Annotated in this window: 21 protein-coding genes; 19 read left to right on the top strand and 2 right to left on the bottom strand. The window is 31.0% G+C overall.

Going from position 1 to position 24,638, the window contains the following annotated elements:
• Positions 1-98: 98 nt before the first annotated feature.
• From murD to ileS, 9 genes are all read left to right on the top strand, one after another.
• Positions 99-1,463 carry a UDP-N-acetylmuramoyl-L-alanine--D-glutamate ligase gene (murD, locus tag AC5EAH_RS03300; protein WP_493493330.1) on the top strand — a complete coding sequence of 455 codons (1,365 nt, stop codon included), beginning with the start codon at positions 99-101 and terminating at the stop codon, positions 1,461-1,463.
• Positions 1,464-2,351: a cell division protein FtsQ/DivIB gene (locus tag AC5EAH_RS03295; RefSeq protein ID WP_493493329.1), complete on the top strand. Its 888-nt coding sequence runs from the start codon at positions 1,464-1,466 to the stop codon at positions 2,349-2,351.
• A 158-nt stretch (positions 2,352-2,509) separates the two neighbouring features.
• Complete coding sequence (gene ftsA / locus AC5EAH_RS03290; RefSeq protein WP_493493328.1) at positions 2,510-3,901, top strand: cell division protein FtsA; 1,392 nt, start codon at positions 2,510-2,512, stop codon at positions 3,899-3,901.
• A gap of 19 nt (positions 3,902-3,920) precedes the next feature.
• A complete protein-coding gene (gene ftsZ / locus AC5EAH_RS03285) occupies positions 3,921-5,051 on the top strand; it encodes a cell division protein FtsZ (RefSeq protein ID WP_493493327.1) in 1,131 nt (376 codons plus the stop codon).
• Between the two features lie 126 nt (positions 5,052-5,177).
• Positions 5,178-5,837, top strand: a complete 660-nt coding sequence (locus tag AC5EAH_RS03280; RefSeq protein WP_493493326.1) for a YggS family pyridoxal phosphate-dependent enzyme — start codon at positions 5,178-5,180, stop codon at positions 5,835-5,837.
• Between the two features lie 20 nt (positions 5,838-5,857).
• The gene (locus AC5EAH_RS03275; protein WP_493493325.1) at positions 5,858-6,112 is read left to right on the top strand and encodes a cell division protein SepF; all 255 of its coding nucleotides are present in this window, start codon (positions 5,858-5,860) and stop codon (positions 6,110-6,112) included.
• A gap of 11 nt (positions 6,113-6,123) precedes the next feature.
• On the top strand, positions 6,124-6,405 hold the full coding sequence (locus AC5EAH_RS03270) for a YggT family protein (protein WP_493493324.1): 282 nt from the start codon (positions 6,124-6,126) through the stop codon (positions 6,403-6,405).
• Between the two features lies 1 nt (position 6,406).
• Positions 6,407-7,186 carry a YlmH family RNA-binding protein gene (locus AC5EAH_RS03265; RefSeq protein WP_493493323.1) on the top strand — a complete coding sequence of 260 codons (780 nt, stop codon included), beginning with the start codon at positions 6,407-6,409 and terminating at the stop codon, positions 7,184-7,186.
• A gap of 245 nt (positions 7,187-7,431) precedes the next feature.
• Positions 7,432-10,209 (top strand): isoleucine--tRNA ligase, encoded by a 2,778-nt coding sequence (gene ileS, locus AC5EAH_RS03260; protein WP_493493322.1) that lies wholly within the window; start codon positions 7,432-7,434, stop codon positions 10,207-10,209.
• Positions 10,210-10,256: 47 nt separating this feature from the next.
• On the opposite strand, the gene AC5EAH_RS03255 is transcribed toward ileS, so the two are convergent.
• A complete protein-coding gene (locus AC5EAH_RS03255) occupies positions 10,257-11,306 on the bottom strand; it encodes an LLM class flavin-dependent oxidoreductase (protein ID WP_493493321.1) in 1,050 nt (349 codons plus the stop codon).
• Positions 11,307-11,374: 68 nt separating this feature from the next.
• Complete coding sequence (locus AC5EAH_RS03250) at positions 11,375-13,063, bottom strand: Rqc2 family fibronectin-binding protein (protein WP_493493320.1); 1,689 nt, start codon at positions 13,061-13,063, stop codon at positions 11,375-11,377.
• Between the two features lie 191 nt (positions 13,064-13,254).
• Here AC5EAH_RS03250 and gmk point away from each other — a divergent pair, with 191 nt between their 5' ends.
• The 10 genes from gmk (at position 13,255) to pknB (ending at position 24,600) form a co-directional block, all read left to right on the top strand.
• A complete protein-coding gene (gmk, locus tag AC5EAH_RS03245) occupies positions 13,255-13,890 on the top strand; it encodes a guanylate kinase (RefSeq protein WP_493493319.1) in 636 nt (211 codons plus the stop codon).
• Positions 13,891-13,901: 11 nt separating this feature from the next.
• Positions 13,902-14,102 (top strand): DNA-directed RNA polymerase subunit omega, encoded by a 201-nt coding sequence (gene rpoZ / locus AC5EAH_RS03240; protein ID WP_493493318.1) that lies wholly within the window; start codon positions 13,902-13,904, stop codon positions 14,100-14,102.
• A 114-nt stretch (positions 14,103-14,216) separates the two neighbouring features.
• Positions 14,217-15,422 (top strand): bifunctional phosphopantothenoylcysteine decarboxylase/phosphopantothenate--cysteine ligase CoaBC, encoded by a 1,206-nt coding sequence (coaBC, locus tag AC5EAH_RS03235; RefSeq protein WP_493493317.1) that lies wholly within the window; start codon positions 14,217-14,219, stop codon positions 15,420-15,422.
• Positions 15,419-17,797: a primosomal protein N' gene (priA, locus tag AC5EAH_RS03230; RefSeq protein WP_493493316.1), complete on the top strand. Its 2,379-nt coding sequence runs from the start codon at positions 15,419-15,421 to the stop codon at positions 17,795-17,797. Before coaBC ends, priA begins: the two co-directional genes overlap by 4 nt.
• Before the next feature lie 11 nt (positions 17,798-17,808).
• Positions 17,809-18,300 carry a peptide deformylase gene (gene def / locus AC5EAH_RS03225; RefSeq protein WP_493493315.1) on the top strand — a complete coding sequence of 164 codons (492 nt, stop codon included), beginning with the start codon at positions 17,809-17,811 and terminating at the stop codon, positions 18,298-18,300.
• Positions 18,293-19,261, top strand: coding sequence for a methionyl-tRNA formyltransferase (fmt, locus tag AC5EAH_RS03220; protein WP_493493314.1), 969 nt, complete (start codon positions 18,293-18,295; stop codon positions 19,259-19,261). The genes def and fmt overlap by 8 nt, the downstream gene beginning before the upstream one ends.
• Positions 19,251-20,573 (top strand): 16S rRNA (cytosine(967)-C(5))-methyltransferase RsmB, encoded by a 1,323-nt coding sequence (rsmB, locus tag AC5EAH_RS03215; protein WP_493493313.1) that lies wholly within the window; start codon positions 19,251-19,253, stop codon positions 20,571-20,573. Before fmt ends, rsmB begins: the two co-directional genes overlap by 11 nt.
• Before the next feature lie 86 nt (positions 20,574-20,659).
• Positions 20,660-21,724 carry a dual-specificity RNA methyltransferase RlmN gene (rlmN, locus tag AC5EAH_RS03210; protein WP_493493347.1) on the top strand — a complete coding sequence of 355 codons (1,065 nt, stop codon included), beginning with the start codon at positions 20,660-20,662 and terminating at the stop codon, positions 21,722-21,724.
• Positions 21,725-21,824: 100 nt separating this feature from the next.
• Positions 21,825-22,562 (top strand): Stp1/IreP family PP2C-type Ser/Thr phosphatase, encoded by a 738-nt coding sequence (locus AC5EAH_RS03205; protein ID WP_493493312.1) that lies wholly within the window; start codon positions 21,825-21,827, stop codon positions 22,560-22,562.
• Positions 22,563-22,572: 10 nt separating this feature from the next.
• Complete coding sequence (gene pknB, locus AC5EAH_RS03200) at positions 22,573-24,600, top strand: Stk1 family PASTA domain-containing Ser/Thr kinase (protein WP_493493311.1); 2,028 nt, start codon at positions 22,573-22,575, stop codon at positions 24,598-24,600.
• The last annotated feature ends 38 nt before the right edge of the window (positions 24,601-24,638 follow it).

The following is a 24,638-nucleotide window of genomic DNA, read 5'->3' as shown; positions in this document are numbered from 1 at the left end:
AAACTTGCTTGAAAGACAGCTAATGTTTTAGTAATATAATAATTGTATATAAATAAAAGGATGGCAAATGTCATCCTTTTTGTGAATAGGAGAAGACTATGAATCATATATCAGAGATTTTAAATAAAAATATTATTGTGTTTGGTCTAGCTAAAAGTGGCTATGAAACGGCAAAAATATTACATAAATATGGTGCAAAAGTAACTGTAACTTTTTCTGAGAAAAATATTACATCAACTATACAACAACAAATTGATGAACTAATGCAATTAGGTATAGTTGTTTATGTGAATGAGCAGCCTCAAAGTTTATTAGTGGATTGTGATTTGATAGTAAAAAATCCAGGAATACCTTATCAAGTGCCTTTTCTACAAGAAGCTATGCATCATCATATAAATATTATTACAGAAATTGAATTAGCTTGTGTTCTATCGAAGGCGCCTATTGTAGCTATTACTGGTACAAATGGTAAAACAACAACGACGACATTAATAGGAGAGATGTTCAATTACAGTCAGAAAACAGCTAAGTTAGGTGGCAATATAGGTTATGTTGCGTGCAAAGTTGCAGATGAAACAAATGTTGAAGATACATTAGTTTTAGAAGTGTCTTCTTTCCAATTACAAGGAACACAACATTTCAAACCACATATTGCTATTATTACAAATTTAGGATCAGCACATTTAGATTATCATCAACAATTAGAACATTATCATCAAGCTAAACATCGTATATTTAGTCAACAAACTTCAGATGATTATGTCATTTTAAATGGAAAACAATTAGCAATGTTTGATAAAACTAATATTAAAGCTCAAATTATTCCTTTCTATACGAATGATAAAATTAAGGAAGGAATTTGGATTGAGAAAGATGCTATTGTTTATGATAATGAACAAATTTGTCGCTTATCAGATATTTTAGTACCTGGAGAACATAATTTAGAAAATATATTAGCAGCGATTGCAGCAGCTAAATTATGTCAAGTTGATAATGATTCAATTGTTAAAGCGTTACATAATTTTAAAGGTGTGGTGCATCGTTTAGAATATGTTGGTAATTATCATGGTGTAACTTATTATAATGATTCTAAATCGACTAATTATATCGCCACACAAATAGCATTAACAGCATTAAAATCCCATTCAGTTATTTTGTTATGTGGTGGTTTTGAACGTCACGAAGACAATAAAGAGCTTATTCCATATTTTAAAAATCTACCGGCAGTCATTTGTTATGGGGCAACTAAAAAAACAATGGCACAGCGTGCTAGAGAAGCTAATGTACCATTGATATATGAAGTTGACGAATTAGAAGAAGCTGTTAATATAGCAATTAAAATTGCACAACCAAATGATACGGTTTTATTATCACCTTCTTGTGCTTCTTGGGATCAATACGTAAATTTTGAAGCGCGTGGTGAAGCGTTTAAAAATTTTGTTTATGATAAGGTAGGGAAGTAAATGAAGAAACGAATTAGACGTAGACAAGCAAGAACGAAGAAAAAAAGTTATGAACAGTTACGTCGTAGAAAAAGACGTAAACAATTAATACAATTTATTGTGTTTGTCTTAATTGTAACAGTATTTAGTGGTGTAATTGCTTTTTTTCTAGCAAGTGATTACACAAAAATAAGCCAAATTAATGTTAAAAATAATCATATTTTGACATCTCAACAAGTTATCGAAGACAGTCCTATAAAAAATGGACAACGTTATTGGGCTATTGATGAAAAAGCAGCATCTGATAAATTAAAAAGAGATTATCCTATCATTAAAGAAATTCAAATAACAAAGAAGTTTCCAAATGTTGTTACAATTAATATAGAAGAGTATAAAGTTGCAGGTTATTTTAATTTTCAAAACAAAAATGAATTATATTTAGAAGATGGGCAAAAAATAGAGGTAACAAATAGTTATTTAAGTTATCCTATTGTAACTAATTTTGATATGCAAGATAGCAAACAAAAAATTTATGCTGCAGAATTAATGAAACAGTTAGCACAAATTCCTAATGATGTTCAACAACAAATTTCTGAGATAGCTTATACGCCTGCAGAAGATAATCCCAAACGAGTTACAGCATACATGCAAGATGGTATGACAGTCATTGGTAATATTTCTAGTTTTGGTGTTAAAATTCAATATTATCCTCAAATGAAAGCTAATATACCAGTTAATAGTGAAGGGAACTTAGATTTAGAGGTCGGTGCATTTTTTAATCCTATTAATGGCAAAAAAATAACAGAAGCTACTTCCACAGAAGATAAAATTAAACCAGCTAATGTTACAACGATTACGACATTAACACCTAATGGTGAGCTGAAAGAAGTTGAGTTAACGTCACAATAATGTACCTAATTATGTGAAAATCAAAATAAATTTAAAAATAAAACTGTTTTTCTCTTGCAACCACAAGCGTTTCAAGTTAAAATTAAAATGTTATCGGTTATAATAGTATCCATTTTAGGATACTAATTATAAGAAACTATAAAGAGAGGAGCGCCATCATGACACAATCAAATGGAGCACTAGTCTATACAGCAATTGATTTCGGTTCTAATAGTGTAAAAGTCATTGTTGCTGAAAAGTATAAAAGCGATGAAATTAATATTTTAGGTACGGGATTAGTTTATTCCAAAGCTGTAAAAAAAGGCGTAATTGTAGATGAAGATGGTGCTAAAAACGCCATTGAAAAGGCGTTAAAACAAGCTCAAGATGCTTCAAATAAAAAAATAAATTCAGCTTTTGTGGCTATTTCTAGTTTGCAAACAATGTTTAAAGAAGTCAAACAAACTATTAATTTTGCTAATAAAAAAGAAATTACTGGATTAGATATTGAAGAAGTTTGTTTAGAAACACGTGTTTTACCTGCGCCACGTGAACGTGAAATCATTCAATTTATACCTAAGTCATTTAAAGTAGATGATATTGGACAAATTGCTAATCCTAAAGGTATGACTGCTTATAAAACATTAGAAGTAGTAGGTCAAATTGTATTTGTACCTCGTGTACAAATTAATATGATTAGAAAAGTATTAGGTCAATTAAATATAGAAATTGAAGATTTTATTCCATCAAGTTATGCATTGAGTTGGATATTATTAAATGAAGATGAGCGTGAAATAGGGTCGCTAATTGTTGAACTAGGCGCTCATATTACATCAGTATCTTATTATGAGCATGATCAAATTGTAATTAATAAAGCAATAGATACTGCAGGTGCATCAATTACATCAGTAATTTCAGAAGTACTAGCAGTTTCTCCAAAACAAGCTGAAAAAATTAAATTAGAAAGTGGTCATTCATATTTTGATAATGCATCAGATGAATTGATGATCGATATTCCTAATCTTAGAGAAGATGAAGAGCCTTATAGCCAAAAAGACTTAGCAGATTATATTGAAGAACAAGCAGAGAATATTTTAGTTGATGCTTTTGAAGCATTGAAAAATCAAGGCGTCAAACGTATCAATGGTAGTATCATTTTAACAGGTGGTACAGCGAATATGCCTGGTATTATTGATTTAGCTAGTGATATTTTAGATGTACCTGTTAAATTAGGTATGCCTAAAATGATTGGTGTACGAGAGCCAGAATATTCTGTAGCAGTAGGAACTATCTTTGCTGGTATTTACTTTGATAATTTATTCGACGCAATTGAAGAGCCAAGTTCGTCAACAACTTCTGCTTCAACAATTGAATTGACAGAAAGTTTAGAACCTATGGAAAAGAAAACTAAAAATGAAGAAACGGTTTATATTGAGCCAATAGGCAAAACCAATTATCAGCCGAAAAAAGTCAAAAAAGTGAACCAAGTATCGCCACAAAGTAAAAATCAATCAACTTTACAGCGTATATGGGAAAATATTAAAAACATAATTACAAATTCGTTTAATTAAACTAGGAGGATAAATATTAATGTTAGATTTTGATCAAGAATTTAATCAAGCAGCCGTTATTAAAGTAGTAGGTGTAGGTGGCGGTGGTGGTAACGCTATTGACCGTATGATTGAACATGGTGTGCAAGGTGTAGAGTTTATTGCAGTAAATACTGATGCACAAGCATTACAACGTTCATTAGCACAAACACGTATTCAAATCGGTGAAAAATTAACAAAAGGATTAGGTGCAGGTGCTAATCCTGAAGTAGGTCGTAAAGCTGCTGAAGAAACAAAAGAAAAAATTGAAGAGGCACTAAAAGGTGCTGATATGGTATTTGTTACTTCAGGTATGGGTGGAGGTACTGGTACTGGTGCTGCACCTATCGTTGCTCAAATCGCTAAAAGTTTAGGTGCTTTAACAGTTGGTGTAGTAACACGTCCATTTTCTTTTGAAGGTCGTAAACGTCAAGTACAATCAAGTGCTGGTGTTAATGCAATGAAAGGGTCAGTAGATACGTTAATCGTTATTCCAAATGATCGTTTATTGGATATTGTAGATAAATCAACACCAATGATGGAAGCATTTACTGAAGCAGATAATGTATTAAGACAAGGGGTACAAGGTATTTCTGATTTAATTAGTGTATCTGGTGCCGTTAACTTAGACTTTGCAGATGTTAAAACAATTATGGCGGATCAAGGTTCTGCATTAATGGGAATTGGTGTTGCTACTGGTGAAAACCGTGCAATTGAAGCAGCTAAAAAAGCTATATCATCTCCTTTATTAGAAACATCAATTGTAGGTGCACGTGGTGTGTTAATGAATATTACAGGTGGTCCATCATTAACTTTATTTGAAGCACAAGCTGCTGCACAAATTGTCCAAGAAGCTGCTGACGAAGATGTAAATATGATTTTTGGTACAGTAATTAATCCAGAATTACAAGAAGAGATTGTAATTACTGTTATTGCAACTGGTTTTGATGAAGAAGTTCAGGCACGTCCAACACAACAACAAACTGTTGCAACACCAACACCTGAAAGACCATCATTTACTTCAAATGAATATTCAGCGTCAACAGCTCGTACAACTGAAGTACCAATGCCTTCAAGTTCATCAAGTGAATTTTTCCCACGTCCAACACGTCGTCGTCGTCGTGGAGAATAATTAAAAATAAATATAATAAAAGTCAGACAAATGTACACGTCTGACTTTTATTATATTAATATGTTAAAATAATATTATTATGTCAACTCTTTAGTTGTGTAAAATAAGCAATGGGGTGAATGATTAATGACTATAAAACAACGTCTTCAATATATTAATGAGAAAATTTCTCAAATTCCTCACCAGCAATCTGTAGAGATTATTGCAGTAACCAAATATGTTGATGAACAAGTATTAAAAAATGTAATTGATGCGAATTTAACAAATATTGCTGAAAATAGAGTAGATAATTTATTATCAAGAAAAAATTTATATCCTAACATAACTTGGCATTTTATAGGGACATTACAAACTAGAAAAGTAAAGAAAATTATTAATGACATTGATTACTTTCATGCTTTAGATAGATTAACTTTAGCTAAAGAAATTCAAAAATATGCCAATAAAACAATTCATTGTTTTATCCAAGTCAATGTTTCAAAAGAAATAACTAAACATGGTATAATGGTAGAAGAATTAATGCAATTTATTGAAGAAATTCAAATTTATGATAAAATTAAAGTTGTTGGTTTAATGACTATAGCACCTAATACACAAGATGAGCAGTTAATCAGACACTGTTTTAAAACATTAAAGCAGTTAAGAGATAATATTAAACAAATGAATTATCAACATGCACCTTGTGATTATTTATCAATGGGTATGAGTCAAGATTATCATATCGCAATTGAAGAAGGTGCAACACATATCAGATTAGGTACAACATTAGTGAATTATCAAGAGTAAAATTTTAAGGAGAAAATATGATGACAAATACAACAATTAGATTAATTGAACCGGTTGTAATTACAGAAGCAAAAGATGTAATTGATGAATTAAAACAAGGTAATGTGACTATTGTAAATTTAACAAAAATTGATCAAAATTTACGCCATAGAATCTTTGATTTTTTAGGTGGTGCGGTTTATGCATTAGATGCACAATTAGAATTAATTAGCAAAGATACTTATTTATGTGTGCCACAAGGTGTTGTTATTGATGGCCAATTTGAAGAAGAATAAGGGGAAGATAAATGACAGTATTTTTTCTAGTATTATTCAAATTAATTAGTATATATTCTACAGGATTATTAGTTTATGTACTATCGTCATGGGTACCTCCAATATATAACTCAGTGATTGGTCGTACATTAGCTAAATTATACGAACCATTATTTAGTGGTATTCGTTCAATTAAATTTATACCAACTTCTATCGGTATGATTGATTTCACACCCATTATTGCTATATTATTAATTAATTTATTTCAACGTGGTTTAGTTCAAATTGCTATTTCATTAGGGGTTCTACATTAATATGTCAGTATATACTCATTTTAGAGATGATGAAAAAAAGATAATCGATTATTTGACCGATTTAAAACGTCAAGTGATTGAAAATTATTATCCGAAATTAAGTTATTTTTTAACACCGAGAGAAATGATTATAGCTAAAACTATTTTAGGATCTAAAGCAGATATTGGATATGATAATGACGGTGGTTATGAACAAGCAGAACGTACACGTTTATTAATATATCCTGCTTATTATCAATCTGATAAAAGTGATTTTGAATTAGTATTATTCAAAGTTAATTATGCTGAAAAATTTAATGATATTCACCATAGACAAGTATTAGGGAGTTTAATGTCTTTAGGTATTAAACGAGAAATGATTGGAGATATTTTAGTTAATAATAAGCACGTACAATTTATAACTACATTAGCAATGGCTAATTATATTGAACAACATCTCCAACGTATCGGTAAAAGTAAAATAACACTCGAGCAATTACCACTAACAGAAATTATTGTCCCCTTGGTAGAATGGCAAGAGAGTGCTTTAACAGTGAGTAATTTACGCTTAGATGCCATCATAAGTGGCGTATTAAATATTTCGCGTAGTAAATCACAAGCACTTATTAATAAAGAATATGTCAAATTAAATTATGTTGTAGTTACTGATACAAGTAAAATAATAGAAGAAGGTGACTTAATATCTATTCAAGGTTATGGTAGATGTAAGTTAACTACTATTGGTTCACGCACGAGAAAAGATAAAATAAGAATAGAAGTTGCTAAAATATTAAAAAAATAATTCTTGCAATTTCAAATAATTAGATTATAATAAAATATATTACATAAAGACAAGATGATTTGTTATCACTTAATAAGCGAACTACGTATGGTGTGAGGTAGTAAAGTAATCAAATTCATTATCACTTTATTTTCAATTATTAATATTAACAAAGTGAACTCTTATGAGTTAATTAGGGTGGTACCGCGGAAAGTTTCGTCCCTATTTAATGAATAAGAGTTTTTTATTTTTAAGGAGGAGTCAAGATGGTAAATTTTAAAAACACATTATCAATGCCAAAAACTGCATTTAAAATGCGTGGTAATTTAGCGCAAAAAGAACCAGATATGTTAAAAAGATGGGAAGAATTAGATTTATATCAAGCAATTATGACTAAAAATGCTGATAAGCCTTCATATGTTTTACATGATGGACCACCTTATGCTAATGGTAATATTCATATGGGTCACGCTTTAAATAAATTATTAAAAGATTTTATCGTACGTTATAAAAATATGAATGGTTTTCGTTCTCCCTATGTACCAGGTTGGGATACACATGGTTTACCAATTGAACAAAAATTAACAAATAGTGGTGTAGATCGTAAATCTATGTCAGTAGCAGAATTCCGTCGTTTATGTGAAGCCTATGCCTTAGAACAAATTGATCAACAAAGAGAAGATTTTAAGCGTTTAGGTGGTATTGGTGATTGGGATCGTCCATATATTACATTAGATCCAAAATTTGAAGAACAACAAATTAAAGTTTTTGGTCAAATGGTAGAAAAAGGTTACATCTATCGTGGTTTGAAACCAGTATATTGGTCACCATCATCTGAATCTGCATTAGCAGAGGCAGAAATTGAATATCACGATCATGTTTCACCTTCAGTATTCGTACCTTTTAAAGTTGTTGATGGTAAAGATGTCGTTGATAATGGTGTGAATATTGTTATTTGGACAACAACACCTTGGACATTACCAGCCAATGTTGGTATTGCAGTACATCCTGACTATACTTATGTACAAGTTGCCGTTAATGGTCAGTCATATATCGTTGTAGAGGATTTATTAGCATCATTAGCTGAAACTTTTAATTGGGCTGATTATACACTAGAGAAAAAGTTCAAAGGTAGTGAATTAGAATATATTCAAACTGCACACCCATTTGTAGAACGCCAATCAATGGTATTTTTAGCAGATTATGTAACGACTGACGCAGGTACTGGTGCAGTTCATACAGCAACTGGACATGGTGAAGATGACTATTTAGTAGGTCACTTACAATATAAATTACCAGTTATTTCACCAGTCGATAACCAAGGTCGTTATACTGATGAATTTGAATTAATGAAAGGTGAATTTGTTTTTGATGCAAATGAAAAAATCATTGATTTATTAAAAGAAAAAGATGCATTATTAGCCAGAAGTGATATTTCTCACTCATATCCACATGATTGGCGTACAAAACAACCAATTATTTTTAGAGCAACGCCACAATGGTTTGCCTCTGTTGATGCTTTCCGTGATGAGTTGTTAAATGTGATTGACAATGATGTTAAGTTTTACACTGAATGGGGTAAAACACGTTTGTACAATATGATTCGTGATCGTGGTGATTGGGTTATTTCTCGTCAAAGAGCATGGGGTGTCCCAATTCCGGTATTCTATGGTGAAAATGGTGAACCAATTTTAGATCCAGTTATTATTGAACATGTTGCAAGCTTAGTCGGCGAATTTGGAACAAATGTTTGGTTAGAAAGAGAAGCTAAAGATTTATTACCTGAAGGTTATAGTCATCCAGCATCACCGAACGGTATTTTTGTTAAAGAAACTGATATTATGGATGTATGGTTTGATTCTGGTTCTTCTCACCAAGGATGTTTAGCTATTCGTGACGATTTAACATATCCAGCAGATTTATATTTAGAAGGATCAGATCAATATCGTGGTTGGTTTAATTCATCATTAATTACTTCAGTTGCTATTTCAGGACAAGCTCCTTATAAAGAATTAGTATCAGCAGGGTTTGTTATGGACGGTAAAGGACAGAAAATGAGTAAGTCAGTTGGAAATGTTATTTCTCCAAATGATGAAATTAAAAAACGTGGTGCAGATATTATTCGTTTATGGACAGCATCAGTAGACTATACTCAAGATGTACGTATCTCACAAGAAATTTTAGATCAAGTAACAGAAACTTATCGTCGTTTAAGAAATACATTCCGTTTCTTATTAGGTAATACATCTGACTTTAATCCAACAACAGACGCCATTGCTTATGATGAATTAAATGAAGTCGATAAATATGTATTAATTCGTTTCAATAAATTAGTAGCAGAGACATTAGCAGATTATGAGAAATTTGATTTCGATCATTTTATCAGTGAATATTCAACATTCTTTTCTGGTTTCTTATCATCATTCTATTTAGATTATGTTAAAGATATTTTATATATTGAAGCACCAGAAGGTCAAGAACGTCGCAATGTTCAAACAGTATTATATACGATTTTATCAAAATCTGTTCGCTTATTAGCTCCAATTTTAGCATTCACTATGGAAGAAGTGTATAGTCATATGTCTTATGAACATGAAGCATCAGTACATTTAACAGAATTCCCACAAGTAGAAAATTATGCAGATGAGCAATCAATTACCACTAAATTTGATAAATTTATGTTAGTACGTGATGAAATGAATAAAGCTTTAGAAGAAGCGCGTAATAATAAAGTGATTGGTAAATCATTAGAAGCAAAAGTGTTCATTGCCAATAATGAAGAAGATGTAATTACTTTATTACAACAATTACACGAAGATTTAAAACAATTATTCATTGTAAGTCAAGTAGAATTAATTGATGGTAATATTGAAGGTGCAACTGATTTTACATTATCAAAAATTAAAGTTGAAGTAGCACAAGGTCACAAATGTGAACGTTGTTGGAATGTAGTAGATGAAGTAAATGAATTAAATGTTTGTTCTCGTTGTCAAAAAGTATTAACAACTATATCATTTGATCCAACAGCAGAAGAAAATCAATAAAATAATAGCCCTGAAAAGATAGTTAAGTTATCTTTTCAGGGTTATTATTATTTATTTTCAAAATGCGCTCTAACGATAGGTGCTACTTTTTCACCATATAAGCGAATAGCATGTAAAATATCTTCGTGTGGCATTGAACCTAGTGGTAAATGTAATAAAAATCTATCTAATTTCATTGCTTCAACTAAACGAATAATTTTGTGCGCAACAACTTCTGGATCACCTACAAACATGGCACCATTTTCACTAACAGAGTCTAAATAACTATTCCAAGTTAATTTTGGCCAATTTGGACGGTCTTTAGCAACATGTTCCATCATTACTTTTGTAGGGTGGAAGTTTTTTTCGATTGCTGTTTCTGTATCGTCAGCAATAAAGCCCCAAGAATGTGCTGCAACTTTAATATTATCATGTTCATGTCCACTTGATTTAGCAACTTTACGATATAATTCAGCTAAAGGTTTAAATGCTGTAGGGTCACCACCAATTGTAGCATAAGCAATAGGTAAACCTTTTCTTGCAATTTTTAAAGTAGATTCCATATTACCACCAGTACCTACCCAAATTGATAATTGTCCATCATTCACTGCACGTGGATAAACACCTTTATTATCAATTGTTTGTGTTAAACGACCACGCCAGTTAACCATTTCATTTTGATTAATTTCTAGTAACATATCTAATTTTTCATCAAATAATTCTTCATAGTTAGATAAGTCATAGCCAAATAATGGAAATGATTCGATAAAAGAACCACGACCGACCATCACTTCTGAACGCCCATTAGATAAAGCATCAACAGTTGCAAAGTTTTGATAGACACGTACGGGATCAGCTGATGATAAAACTGTCACAGCACTTGATAATTGAATGTTTTTTGTATTAGTAGCACCCGCAGCTAAAATAATCTCTGGTGCTGACACTGCATAATCATCACGATGATGTTCACCAATTGCATAAACATCTAAACCGACTTGATCTGCCAGTTCAATTTCTTCTACCATATTTCTAATACGTTCTGGATGTGAAATTGGCTCTCCAGTTGTTTCTAAAGCAGTTGTTTCACCAAATGTACTAATACCTAGTTCTATTTTCATAATATATACCTTCTCTTTCTTATCTTTAATTTTAATTCATTGTAGAGTTAAATAAGATGAAAGTCCAATTATTTGTTTTTGTCTAATGATCGAATATATTCTTTGTCAGGATGTACATGTACTGTCTTTTGTTCGAAATAATTAACAAAACCTAATTTTGCACCGGAAGGTTTTTTAACGTGTCTGACTTGTGTGTAATCAACCGCGACATTTGATGATTGACCGCCTTTTGAATGATAAGCAGCTAAAATAGCTGCTGCTTTTAAAGTTGCTTCTGGTAATTGATCGCTCGCTACAATGACATGTGAACCGGGCATATCTTTAGCATGTAGCCAATAGTAATTCGCTTTAGCAAATTTATGTGTTAAATAATCATTTTGTTTATTATTTTTTCCAACATAAATTTTTATACCATCAGGTGATAAATAGCTATCTACGATGATTTTTGTTTTTTTGATTTTATTTTTATTTTTGTGACGTTGTTTTAGGTAACCTTGTTCTTCTAATTCTTCACGAATACCTGGAATATCGGCTACTTGTGCATAATCTAATTGTTGTGTTAACAAGTCAAAATATTCAATTTCTTGTTTTGTTAGTTGTATTTGTTTCGTAATTTCTATTTTTGCTGTTTTTGATTTATGATATTTAGAAAAGTATTTTTGAGCATTTTCATTAGGTGTTAATAATGGATCTAAGTTAATTGTCATTGAAGTCATTGGCTCAGTATAGTAATTATCGACAGTGATTTGTAGCATACCTTTATGAAGTTGATGAAGATTTACTGTTAATAATTCACCTTGTAATTGATATAAATCGCCTTGTTGCGCATCTTCTAAATCTTGTTGGAGTAAACGTAATTTTTTAATATTTTTATCATATTCAGCTTTGACATAACGACTTAAATCACTAGCTTGTTGTTTAATACGATCACGATCAGCTTTACCAAAATAATAAGCTTCTAATAAATCACTTAATGTTGGATAATCTTTTAATGGTTTATAATCAAGAGGTATAAAATAAAAATCCTCTTTTTTACCATTATTAAATATAGTAGGTATTGACTGTGGAATGGTTAATAATGATTTAAAGCGTTGTGATAGTTGAGTGACATCAGTAATTGTATTTTGCTTAGTAATATAGTCAGCGACCAATGGAGAAATACCTTCAAATAACTTTACTAATTGCTGACTTGTATAATTGTTATTTAATGTTAATGCTAACTGAGAAAAATCAAAAGTGATAGGATTAATTTTATTGACAGTAGGAGGCAACTCATATTTAAAACCAGGCATAATAGTACGATTTCTATTTGAATTAGGGGTTAAATGTTTAATACTATCAAGAATTTTTTGATTATCATCTATTACAATCATATTAGCGTGTTTGCCCATAATTTCAAAAATTAATTTTCTGTAGATAGTATCTCCTAAATCATCAGTATTTTTAATAGTTAAACAAATAATACGATCATTATTAAATTGTTCGATACTTTGAATAATACCACCTTCTAAATGTTGACGTAAAATTTGACAAAACATAGGTGGCTCATGTGGATTCGTAAATTGTTGATTTGTTAACTGAATACGTGTGTATTGTGCGTGTGTAGATAATAATAATTTATGATTTTTACCTTGTGAACGAATAATTAGTAAAATTTCATTAGTAAAAGGTTGATGTATTTTAGTAATCCTACCTGATGCTAATAGTTCATTTAATTCTGTTGTGATATAGTGTGTAAATAAACCGTCAAATGCCATAATATATCTCCTTATGTTATTATTCAATTTATCATAACATAGCCTTTATTTTTTAGAAAGTAAATGATAAAAGTTTCAAATATTATTATGTAAAGAAATTAATTATAAAAGAACAAGTAAGCTAGACTTTTATACGTCTATTGTTTATAATGAATAAATACAGTAATTAATGAAAGATGAGGACAGCTAGCATGCTAGAAGAAAAAGGTTTGTTAATTGTATTATCTGGACCATCAGGTGTAGGTAAAGGTACAGTTAGAAAAGCAATTTTTTCACAATCCAATAATGAGTTCCAATATTCAATTTCTGCAACATCTCGTTTACCGAGAGAAGGTGAAGTAGATGGTGTTGATTATTTTTTCAAAACAAAAGAACAATTTGAAAAATTAATTGAAACAGGTGGGTTACTTGAATACGCAAAATATGTTGATAATTATTATGGTACCCCAATTGATTATGTACGTGAAACAATGAATGCTGGTCGAGATGTATTTTTAGAAATAGAAGTACAAGGTGCTCAACAAGTAAGAGAAAAATTAAAAAATGCTTTATTTATTTTTCTAGCACCACCAAGCTTATCAGAGTTAACTGAACGTCTAAAAGGACGTGGTACAGAAGATGATGTCGTGATAAAAAATCGCATTTTAAAAGCTAAAGAAGAATTAGATTTAATGCATTTATATGACTACGTTGTTGAAAACGATGAAGTAGAACTTGCTTGTGAACGTATCCGAGCAATTATTAAAGCAGAACATTTGAAACGAGAACGTGTTGAAAGAAAGTATCGTCATATGTTAATAGAAGCTGATCAAAATTATAATATTTAAAGGAGAAAAATATGTTATATCCCTCATTAGATAAATTAAAAGCAAAAATTAATTCTAAATATATGTTAGTAGCTATTGCGTCAAAACGTGCACGTGATATGCAAGAACATCCAGAAAGCTATTTATTGCCAAAATATAAATCACATAAACAAGTAGGTAAAGCACTAGAAGAAATCGCAGAAGGTGCTATTGTAGTAGCCGAAAAACATTAAATAATGAAGTGAAGTGGTCATTAAAAGTTAATCTTTAAATGAAGCTTCGCTTTTTTACATAATTACTGTCTTTTGCTATAATATAGCAGATAAATAGAGAGAAGAGGTGACGATGTGCGACGTAAAAAAATTTTATTAGGTGTAACAGGTGGTATTGCAGCTTATAAGGCAATTGATTTAACAAGTAAGTTGGTTCAACAAAACTATGAAGTGAAAGTTATTTTAACTGCTGGAGCACAGCAATTTGTTACACCTCTTGCTTTTCAAGCAATTTCTAGAAATAATGTTTATATAGATACTTTTGATGAAATTAATCCAGAAGAAATTCAACATGTTGAATTAGCTAAATGGGCAGATATTTTTTTAATTGTACCTGCAACCGCCAATACGATTGCTAAGATGGCACATGGTATAGCAGATAATATGCTTACTTCTACATATTTAGCAACACCACCAACTACACAAATTATTATAGCACCAGCTATGAATGAAAATATGTTATTAAAATCTGTGACGCAACGTAATTTACAACAATTACGTCAGGATGGTGTGACAATACTTAATTCAGCCAATGGTTTTTTAGCATGTGGTATTGTAGGGCAAGGACGTTTGCTAGAAGTATCAGATATTATGCTGTTTTTATCACAATTAGAACAGCCTAAAATATTAGCAGGTAAAAAAATATTAATTACTGCTGGTCCAACACAAGAAAAAATAGATGCTTTTAGATTTATTTCTAATCCTTCTTCTGGAAAAATGGGCTATGCTTTGGCAGAAATGGCACGAAATTTAGGTGCCGAAGTTATATTAATCTCTGGTCCAACGCATTTATCACCTTTAGAAGGTGTACATTTAATTAAAGTGACGACCGCACAGCAAATGTTTGATGAAGTTATTAAATATTACGAACAAGTAGATATTGTCATTAAAGCAGCAGCTGTATCAGATTATCGTGCGAAACATCCTGTGGATCATAAAATTAAAAAATCTGATGGTGATGATGTAATTATTTTTGAAAGAACGATAGATATATTACATTATTTGGGACAACATAAAACAACACAATTTTTAGTTGGTTTTGCTGCCGAAACGTCTAATTTACTAGCATATGCTAAAGAAAAATTACAAAGAAAGAATTTAGATATGATTGTCGCTAATGATGTATCACAACAATCTCAAGGCTTTCAATCACAAAAAAATGAAGTTACATTAATTACTGCCACACAACAATACCAGATACCTTTACAAGATAAAAAAGATATCGCAAAAGAAATTTTATTAGCAATAGTTAAGCAATTAGAGGGTGATGATAAAAAATGATTGCACAAGTGATTGTAGATGTGAATGCTGAACAAGTCAATAAGACATTTGATTATATTGTACCATCACATTTAGAGGTGTTAATTCAGCCTGGTATGCGTGTTATCGTACCCTTTGGCAATAGGAAAATACAAGGATTTGTTTTAAATTTAGTTGATGACACAACTATTGAAGATAGTAAATTAAAAGCGATTTTAGATATCAAAGATTTATATCCAGTCTTAACGCCCGAACTACTACAACTATCAAAACAAATAGGTGATGAAGTTTTGGCAACAAGAATTGCGGTGCTCGAAGCTATGTTGCCAGCGGCTTTAAAAGCAAATTATCAAAAAATATTTAAATTAATTGTAGATAATAATGAAATGCGACAAATATTTCAATCTAAAAATAGCATTAGTTATGAAGAAGCTATAGAACAACAACAATTAAAAATATTAATTAATGCTGTAGCTCAAGGTTGGGTAGATAAAGATATTGTGGTATCTCAAAAATTAAATATTAAACAAAAGCTAGCTATTATATTATTACAAAATGATGTCCCATCTGAAATAATATTAACAAAACGTCAACGAGAGGTTTTTAATTTATTGAGTCAACAAACACAACCTATTTGGTTAACAGATACATTGCAACAGCTTAATGTATCACGTGGTGTTTTAGATAAATTAGGACAACATCAATTGATTGATATTGTCCCACAAGAACAATTAAGAAATCCATATCAAAAAGAGATTATAAGAGATCAAGAAAAAGTATTAACACAACAACAACAACAAGCTTTTAATACTATTCATCAAGCTGTCTTACAACGAAAAAGCGATGTGTTTTTACTACATGGTGTAACAGGTTCAGGAAAAACAGAAGTGTATTTACAGTTAATTGATGAAGTACTTAAGCAAGGACAACAAGCTATGATGTTAGTACCTGAAATAGCTTTAACACCACAAATGGTAACACGTTTTAAAGCACGTTTTGGTGATGATGTTGCAGTATTACATTCAGGCTTATCACAAGGTGAGAAGTATGATGAATGGCGTAAAATATTAAAAGGACAAGCTAAAATTTGTGTAGGTGCTCGTTCGAGTATTTTTGCACCATTTAAAAATTTAGGATTGATTATTATTGATGAAGAACATGAAAGTACTTATAAACAAGAAGATTCACCAAGATATCATGCAAGAGATGTTGCCATAAAACGTGCTACTTTACATCACTGTCCAGTTGTGTTAGGAAGTGCCACGCCTGCAATAGAAAGTTATGCTCGAGCACAAAAAGGTGTTTACAAATTAGTTCAATTAGCACAACGTGTTAACGATCGTGCCTTACCTACCGTAACGGTAGTAGATATGGCTGAAGAAGTTAAAACAGGTAATCGTACAATATTTTCACAAATCTTACAAGATAAAATTCAACAACGTTTGGATAAAAATGAGCAAATTGTTTTATTATTAAATCGTCGTGGCTTTGCCAATTTTATTTCCTGTCGAGATTGTGGTTTTGTACCGACTTGTCATCATTGTGACGTGACTTTAACTTATCATAAAAGTTCTGGTATGATGAAATGTCATTATTGTGGTCATGAAGAACCCGTATTAGATGAGTGCCCAGATTGTCATAGTGATGTATTTCGCGATAATGGATTTGGGACACAACGAGTTGAAGAAGCATTAGCTCATCATTTTCCACAGGCAAGAGTCATTCGAATGGATGTTGATACAACAAGTAAAAAAGGCAGTCATGAAAAATATTTAACGGCATTTGGTAATAAAGAAGCAGATATTTTACTAGGCACACAAATGATTGCGAAAGGGTTAGATTTTCCAGATGTTACTCTAGTTGGCGTAATAGAGGCAGATAATTTATTAAATTTACCTGATTATCGTGCGTCAGAAAAAACTTTTCAGTTATTAACACAAGTAAGTGGTCGTGCTGGTAGACATACCAAACCAGGTGAAGTAATCATTCAAACATTTAATGCAACACATTTTGCAATTACAGATGTTATTCATGCAGATTATCAAGCATTTTATCACAAAGAAATGCAACATAGAAAATTTGGTAAATACACGCCGTATTATTATTTAGCTTCTATTTTAGTTGAACATCATTCTGAATCAACAGTTATACAAGTAGCACAGACTATTACACAGTTTTTACAACAACATTTGGATCCCCAAACAATTATTTTAGGACCAACAGCATGTACTATTGTAAAAATAAAAGATAAATATCGTTATCAAATTATTTTAAAGTATCGTCAAATGCATAATTTATATGATAGTTTGAATTATTTAAATCATTATTTTAATACAAAATCCTCTAAAAATAGTGTGCGTATTAAAATTGATATTAATCCCTATCAATTAGCTTAAAAGGAGATATTATGGCAATTAAAAAATTAGTTTTTTCACCTAATGAAATATTAAATCAAGAAGCAGACAATGTTACACATTTTGACAAGAAATTAAAAAAATTATTAGAAGACTTAGAAGAAACAATGTTATTACATGATGGTATGGGTTTAGCCGCACCACAAATTGGCATTTCTCAAAAAGTTGCGGTTGTTAATTTGGAGCAAGATGGTGTATTACATTTAATTAATCCACGTGTTGTTTGGCAATCACCAACAACAAACTTAGATATAGAAGGGTGTTTAAGTATTCCAGATACATGGGGAGAAGTTGCACGTCCGGATAGCATTAAAGTTGAATGTCAAGATGTTAAAGGACGTGATATTGAATTCATGACGAAAGATCCTCTATTAGCACGTGTCATTTTGCATGAAATTGATCATTTGTACGGAGAGTTATTTACAAATAAAGTGACTAAGTATTTTACGACGGATGAAGAAATGGAGGCTTATTATAATGAATAAAAAAGATATTCGTGTTATTTTTATGGGGACACCTGAGTTTAGTGTTCCTATATTGAAAATGTTAGTAGAAGAAACATACAATGTAGTAGCTGTCATAACACAACCGGATCGTCCAGTAGGACGAAAAAAGGTAATGACACCGCCACCTGTTAAAGTGGCGGCAGAACAGTTAAATATTCCTGTTTATCAACCTAATAAAATTTCTCTACCTGAAGAAATTCAACTTGTTCAAGATTTAAAACCGGATTTAATTATTACTGCAGCTTTTGGACAACTACTACCAGAAGCGATTTTAAATATTCCACGATTTAAATGTGTGAATGTACATGCTTCATTATTACCTAAATTACGTGGTGGTGCACCGATTCATTATGCCATTATTAATGGCGATCAAGAAGCTGGTGTTACTTTGATGTATATGGTGAAAAAATTAGATGCTGGTGATATGTTAGCGAAAGTAAGCTTACCGATCGAAGAAAATGATACAGTCGGTTCATTACATGATAAATTATCACAAGCAGGTACTAAATTATTAAAAGACACTTTACCAGAATTATTAGCAGGACGTATCGAAGCAATAGCACAAGATGATCATTTGGCAACATTTGCTCCTAATATTAAGCGTGCTGATGAATGGATTGATTGGCATAAGCCAGGAGAAGTAATTTATAATCAAGTACGTGGGATGAACCCATGGCCAGTGGCTTATACAACTTTAGCTGGTCAAAATGTAAAAATATGGGAAACAACTAAAGTGCAATTATCAACGAAACATGGTGCAACACCAGGGACAATTATTGAAGTGAAAAAAGATGGTATTGTTGTAGCAACAGGTAATGACACAGCTATCATTATTACAGCTTTACAATTGGCGGGTAAAAAACGTGTTACTGCACAACAATTTTTAACAAATAACATAGATTATGTTGGGCAACAATTAGGAGTAATAGATGAAAAATAATGTAAGGTTTTTAGCACTAAATGTATTAGATAAAATTTTTGTTGAACAAGCCTATTCGAATATTGCCATCAATCATGCATTAAAAGAAAGTACTTTGTCTTTAGTAGATAAAGGTTTATTAACTGAATTAGTTTATGGGACAGTACAATACCGTCTTACTTTAGAGTATATCATTAAAGATAAATTAAAGGGACGTGTTAAAGGTTGGGTCAAACGCTTATTAATGATGAGTGTTTACCAAATGTTTTATTTAGATAAAATTCCATCACATGCCATTATTAACGAAGCAGTAAATATTGCTAAAATTAAAGGAGGGCATAAAACCTCAGGGATGGTTAATGCCATTTTAAGAGCTATTCAAAGAGAAGGGCAACCTGATTTTAATTTAATTAAAGATGATAGTAAAAAAATATCACTTATGTATAGTTTACCTGAATGGTTAGCACAACGTTGGATTGAACAGTATGGTTATCAAGCGACACAAGAATTAGCACAAGCAAGTTTGACTCGACCACAACAAACAATTAGAGTAAACACATATTTAACCAATATAGATAAGGTTATTACCGAATTAAATAAATTAAATTATAAAGTACAGCGTAGTGATTATATAGATGAGTGTTTATTTATAATAGGTCAACCTATTATTCATCAAAAATTATTTCAAGAAGGTTGGGTCTCTTTACAAGATGAAAGTTCAATGTTTGTTGCTAATATTATTGAACCTCAACATAATCAGGTGATTTTAGATGTTTGTGCGGCTCCAGGTGGTAAAAGTATGCATTTAGCTGAGAAATTAAATAATACAGGTCATGTCATTGCTTGTGATATACACGAACATAAATTAAAGTTAATAAAAGAAAATATGTCACGTTTACATTTAACTAATATGACAACTAAGCAATATGATGCTGTAACGACATCGACTAATTTCAAAGACCAACAATTTGATGTTGTTTTAGTTGATGCACCTTGTTCAGGTTTAGGTGTTTTAAGACGTAAACCTGAAATTAAATATAGTCGTTCATTAGAAGATATTCATTCACTTAGTCAATTACAGTTAGAGATTTTATCATCTGCAAGTAAAGTAGTGAAAATAGGTGGCAGTTTAGTTTATTCAACTTGTACGATTGATGATGAAGAAAATATACAAGTGATTGCTCAATTTTTACAACAATATCCAAATTTCAAACGTCAAACATTACCAGTTAAATATCAAAACTTAAGTAATGAACATGGTGATATTCAATTAATGCCACATATCCATAATATGGATGGTTTTTATATTGCTAAATTGACAAGAATGTTTTAATATGAAGCAAATGAGAGAGAAACAATAAGAAAGGATTAATGATGCAAACACTTTATCAAATAAAAAATAGAAAACCTAGTAAATTAATGCCTAAGCATGAAAAACCTTCTATTTATTCATTAAGATTAGATCAATTACAAGATTGGTTGATTGAACAGCAAGAACCAAAATTTAGAGCAACTCAAATTTTTGAATGGTTATACCAACGTCGAGTAGATAGTTTTGATGATATGACAAATTTATCTAAAAATTTACGTCAAAAATTAAATGAGGAATTTTCTATGACAACTTTAGAAACGGTGATCAAACAAGAATCTAAAGATGGTACGATGAAATTCTTATTTCAATTACAAGATGGTTATACAATTGAAACGGTATTAATGAGACATAATTATGGAAATTCAGTATGTGTCACGACACAAGTCGGATGCCGTATCGGGTGTACATTTTGCGCATCTACATTAGGTGGATTAAAACGTAATTTAGAAGCTGGAGAAATTGTTGCACAAGTATTAGCCGTTCAAAAAGCATTAGATGCAACTGAACAACGTGTGTCAAGTATTGTTATTATGGGAATTGGTGAACCTTTTGAAAACTATGATGAAATGATGGATTTCTTAAAAATTATCAATCATGAAACAGGTTTAAATATTGGGGCACGTCATATTACAGTGTCAACTTCTGGGATTGTACCAAGAATTTATGATTTTGCAAATGAAGATTTACAAATTAATTTTGCTGTTTCTATTCATGCAGCTAATGACGAATTGCGTTCTCGTTTAATGCCAGTTAATAGAGCATATAATTTAGATAAATTATTAGAATCTATTAAATATTATCAAGAAAAAACAAATCGACGTATTAGTTTTGAATATGGTTTAATGGGTGGCGTCAATGATCAAGTTGAACATGCTGAAGAATTAGCAAAACGTATTCGTGATATTAATTGCCATGTTAATTTAATTCCTATTAATTATGTACCTGAACGAGATTATGTACGTACATCTAAAGAAGATATTTTTGCTTTTGAAAATGCATTAAAACGTTTAGGTGTTAATGTTACGATTCGTCGTACACAAGGTGATGATATTGATGCAGCTTGCGGGCAATTACGTGCTAAAAATAGTAAAAAGGAAATAGAGTCTAAATAAAATAATATAACATAGTGGACTTTTATGATTAATCTGTTACACTATAAATATATTATGTAATTAGAGATAGTTAAATTTAAAAGCTAGTTGGGAGGCTGTTATGAATAAATATCCAACATATTTTATTACGCATATTGGAAAAAGAACTAATAATGAAGACAGTGGTGGTATATTTTATAATCGAGCAAAACAACCATTAATGATTGTATGTGATGGTGTAGGTGGTTTAATGAAGGGAGAAAAAGCAAGCGAAGAGGTAACAAATTCTCTGCGTTTTGCTTGGGAACAATGTCCTTATTTTACGCCTGAAGAAGTTCAAGTTTGGTTAGTAACAGCACTACATTCTATTAATAAACATATGTTTCAGCGTGCAGAATATCAAAAGATGTCAAAAAAAATGGGAACAACAATTGTTTTATGTGCTATTTTATCAGACAAAATTATTTATGCTAATTTAGGCGATGCACGTGGCTATGCTTATGTCACAAAACAAGGATTATTACAAATTACTGATGATCATTCATTTGTAGGTGAATTATTAAAAGCTGGTGAAATTACAAGTGAACAGGCTAGAAAACATCCAAAACGATCAGTTATTACACGAGCTGTTGGTGTAGCCATGAATATTCAAGTAGATATTTATGAAATTGACAAAAAAGATGTTCAATTAGTTTTATTATGTTCAGATGGATTATCAGGCGTACTTGTAGATATGCATATAAAAAAAATAATTGATAAATCTATGAATTTAAAATCTTTAGGTAAACAATTAGTAAAAACAGTTTTAGCTAAAGGCGGCAAAGACAATATTACAATTGCTTTGCTATCAATCGATTGAGGTGAATGTAATGATTGGACATACAATATCTGACAGATATGAAATAAAATCACATTTAGGGACTGGTGGTATGGCTACAGTTTGGCTAGCCGAAGATAAAATATTAGGCCGTGAAGTAGCGATTAAAACTTTTAAAATCGATTCTAATGATGAAGCAGCAATAAAAAGATTTTATCGTGAAGCACGTGCTGTAACAAGTTTATCACATCCGAATATTGTTTCTATTTACGACGTAGAGAATGTAGATGATTATTACTATTTAGTTTTAGAATATGTTAATGGTGAAACATTAAAATCTTATATGAATAAGCATAAAAAACTATCGCTTGAAGCAGTTGTTTCTATGATGCAACAAGTAGCTGAAGGATTAGAGCATGCACATCAACATGGTGTGATTCATAGAGATATTAAACCACAAAATATTCTGATAGATAAAAATGGTATTGCTAAAATTACTGATTTTGGTATTGCTCGTTCTTATGGTGACACGACTTTAACACAAACACATCAGATGATGGGAACAGTTTATTATTTATCTCCTGAACAAGCACGTGGTAATATTGCAACAGTCCAGAGTGATATTTATTCATTAGGAATAGCAATGTTCGAACTATTGACGGGTGATATTCCGTATCGTGGAGAATCAGCTATTGCCATTGCTTTAAAACATTTACAAGAACCATTGCCAGACATAGAACAATTTAGACCAAATGTACCACAAAGTGTTAAAAATGTTATATTGAAAGCAACGATGAAAAATCCAAACGAACGTTATGTTAATGCACAAGAAATGGTAGATGATTTAGCCACTTGTTTAGATGAATCACGTTTACACGAAGCACCATTTTTAGGATTTAGTGTTTTAGCTAATACACAAGTAATTAACAAAATTGAAAATGAACGTGGTGAAGTTGTTGAAGATGAATCGACAGTAATTATCAATAAAAATCATCAGACTATTCCTGAAGTGAAGCAAGAAAGTGTGAAAAAGAAAATGCCACTAAAAAAATATCCGCACAAGAAAAAAAATAATATTCTTTGGCGCTTAGCATTATTAGCAAGTGGATTCATTTTAGTTTTTTTAATTATTTCTTATTTATTTTTTAGTAATAATAAAGTTGTTGTACCAGATGTTGTAAATATGACTGTAGAAGAAGCCACAGCAAAAATTACAAAAGCTGGTTTAAAAGTAGGAAAAATAGATGAAGTTGCAAATGAACATAAGGCAAAGGGATTAATTATTGAAACAACACCATCATCAGAGAAAAAAGTTGCAAAAGCAACAGCTATAGATTTAAGTGTCTCTAGTGGTAAATCAACGATTACAATGCCTGATTATACAGGTTATAGTTTATCACAAGTAAAAAAATCAGTAGCTATTCAAAAATTCAAATCAGTAACATATAAAGAACAAGAACATTCTTCAATTGAAAAAGGAAAAGTTATTTCTCAAAATATTGAAGCTGGAGAAGAAGTTTCTCCTGCTGATACTAAATTAATTATTATTGTATCAAAAGGACCACGTGCAACAGTTAGTGTACCAAATTTATTAGGGGTGTCATTAGCAGAAGCACAACGTAATGCTAAAAATTATAAGATTGTTGTTGATGGCACATATACAAATGATAATGTCGTCATAACAGGACAAAATCCTGATCCAGGTCAAGAAATTGCTAAAGATTCAATTATTTATGTTGCTGTAGGTTCTGGTAAAACTGAAGAAACAACGACAGAAGATACATTAGTAGATGATAAAGAAAATACTTCAAAAGAAAAAACATCAACACATACGAGCGCAACAAGAACTTATACTGAAGCAATTACTATTGATAGTGTTAAAGGTAAGTTATATATAGAAGATGCTAAACACAGTTATAGTGATGTTGCACAAAACTATGATATTTCAGGTGTTCAAACTAAAACTTTCACACTAACTGCTAAAAAAGGCGGTACAGCAAAATATAAATTAGTAGATGAACAAGGGAATATTATATTAACTAATGAATATTCTTATGATCAAATGAATGATAGCAATTAGAAAACAAGGTTTTAATGGGCTCTTTGTCAAAGAGTGTT

Source organism: Staphylococcus sp. B1(2026), from assembly GCF_058895785.1.
Note: the sequence above shows the minus strand (reverse complement) of the source record. Positions and strands in the feature narration are given on the sequence as shown.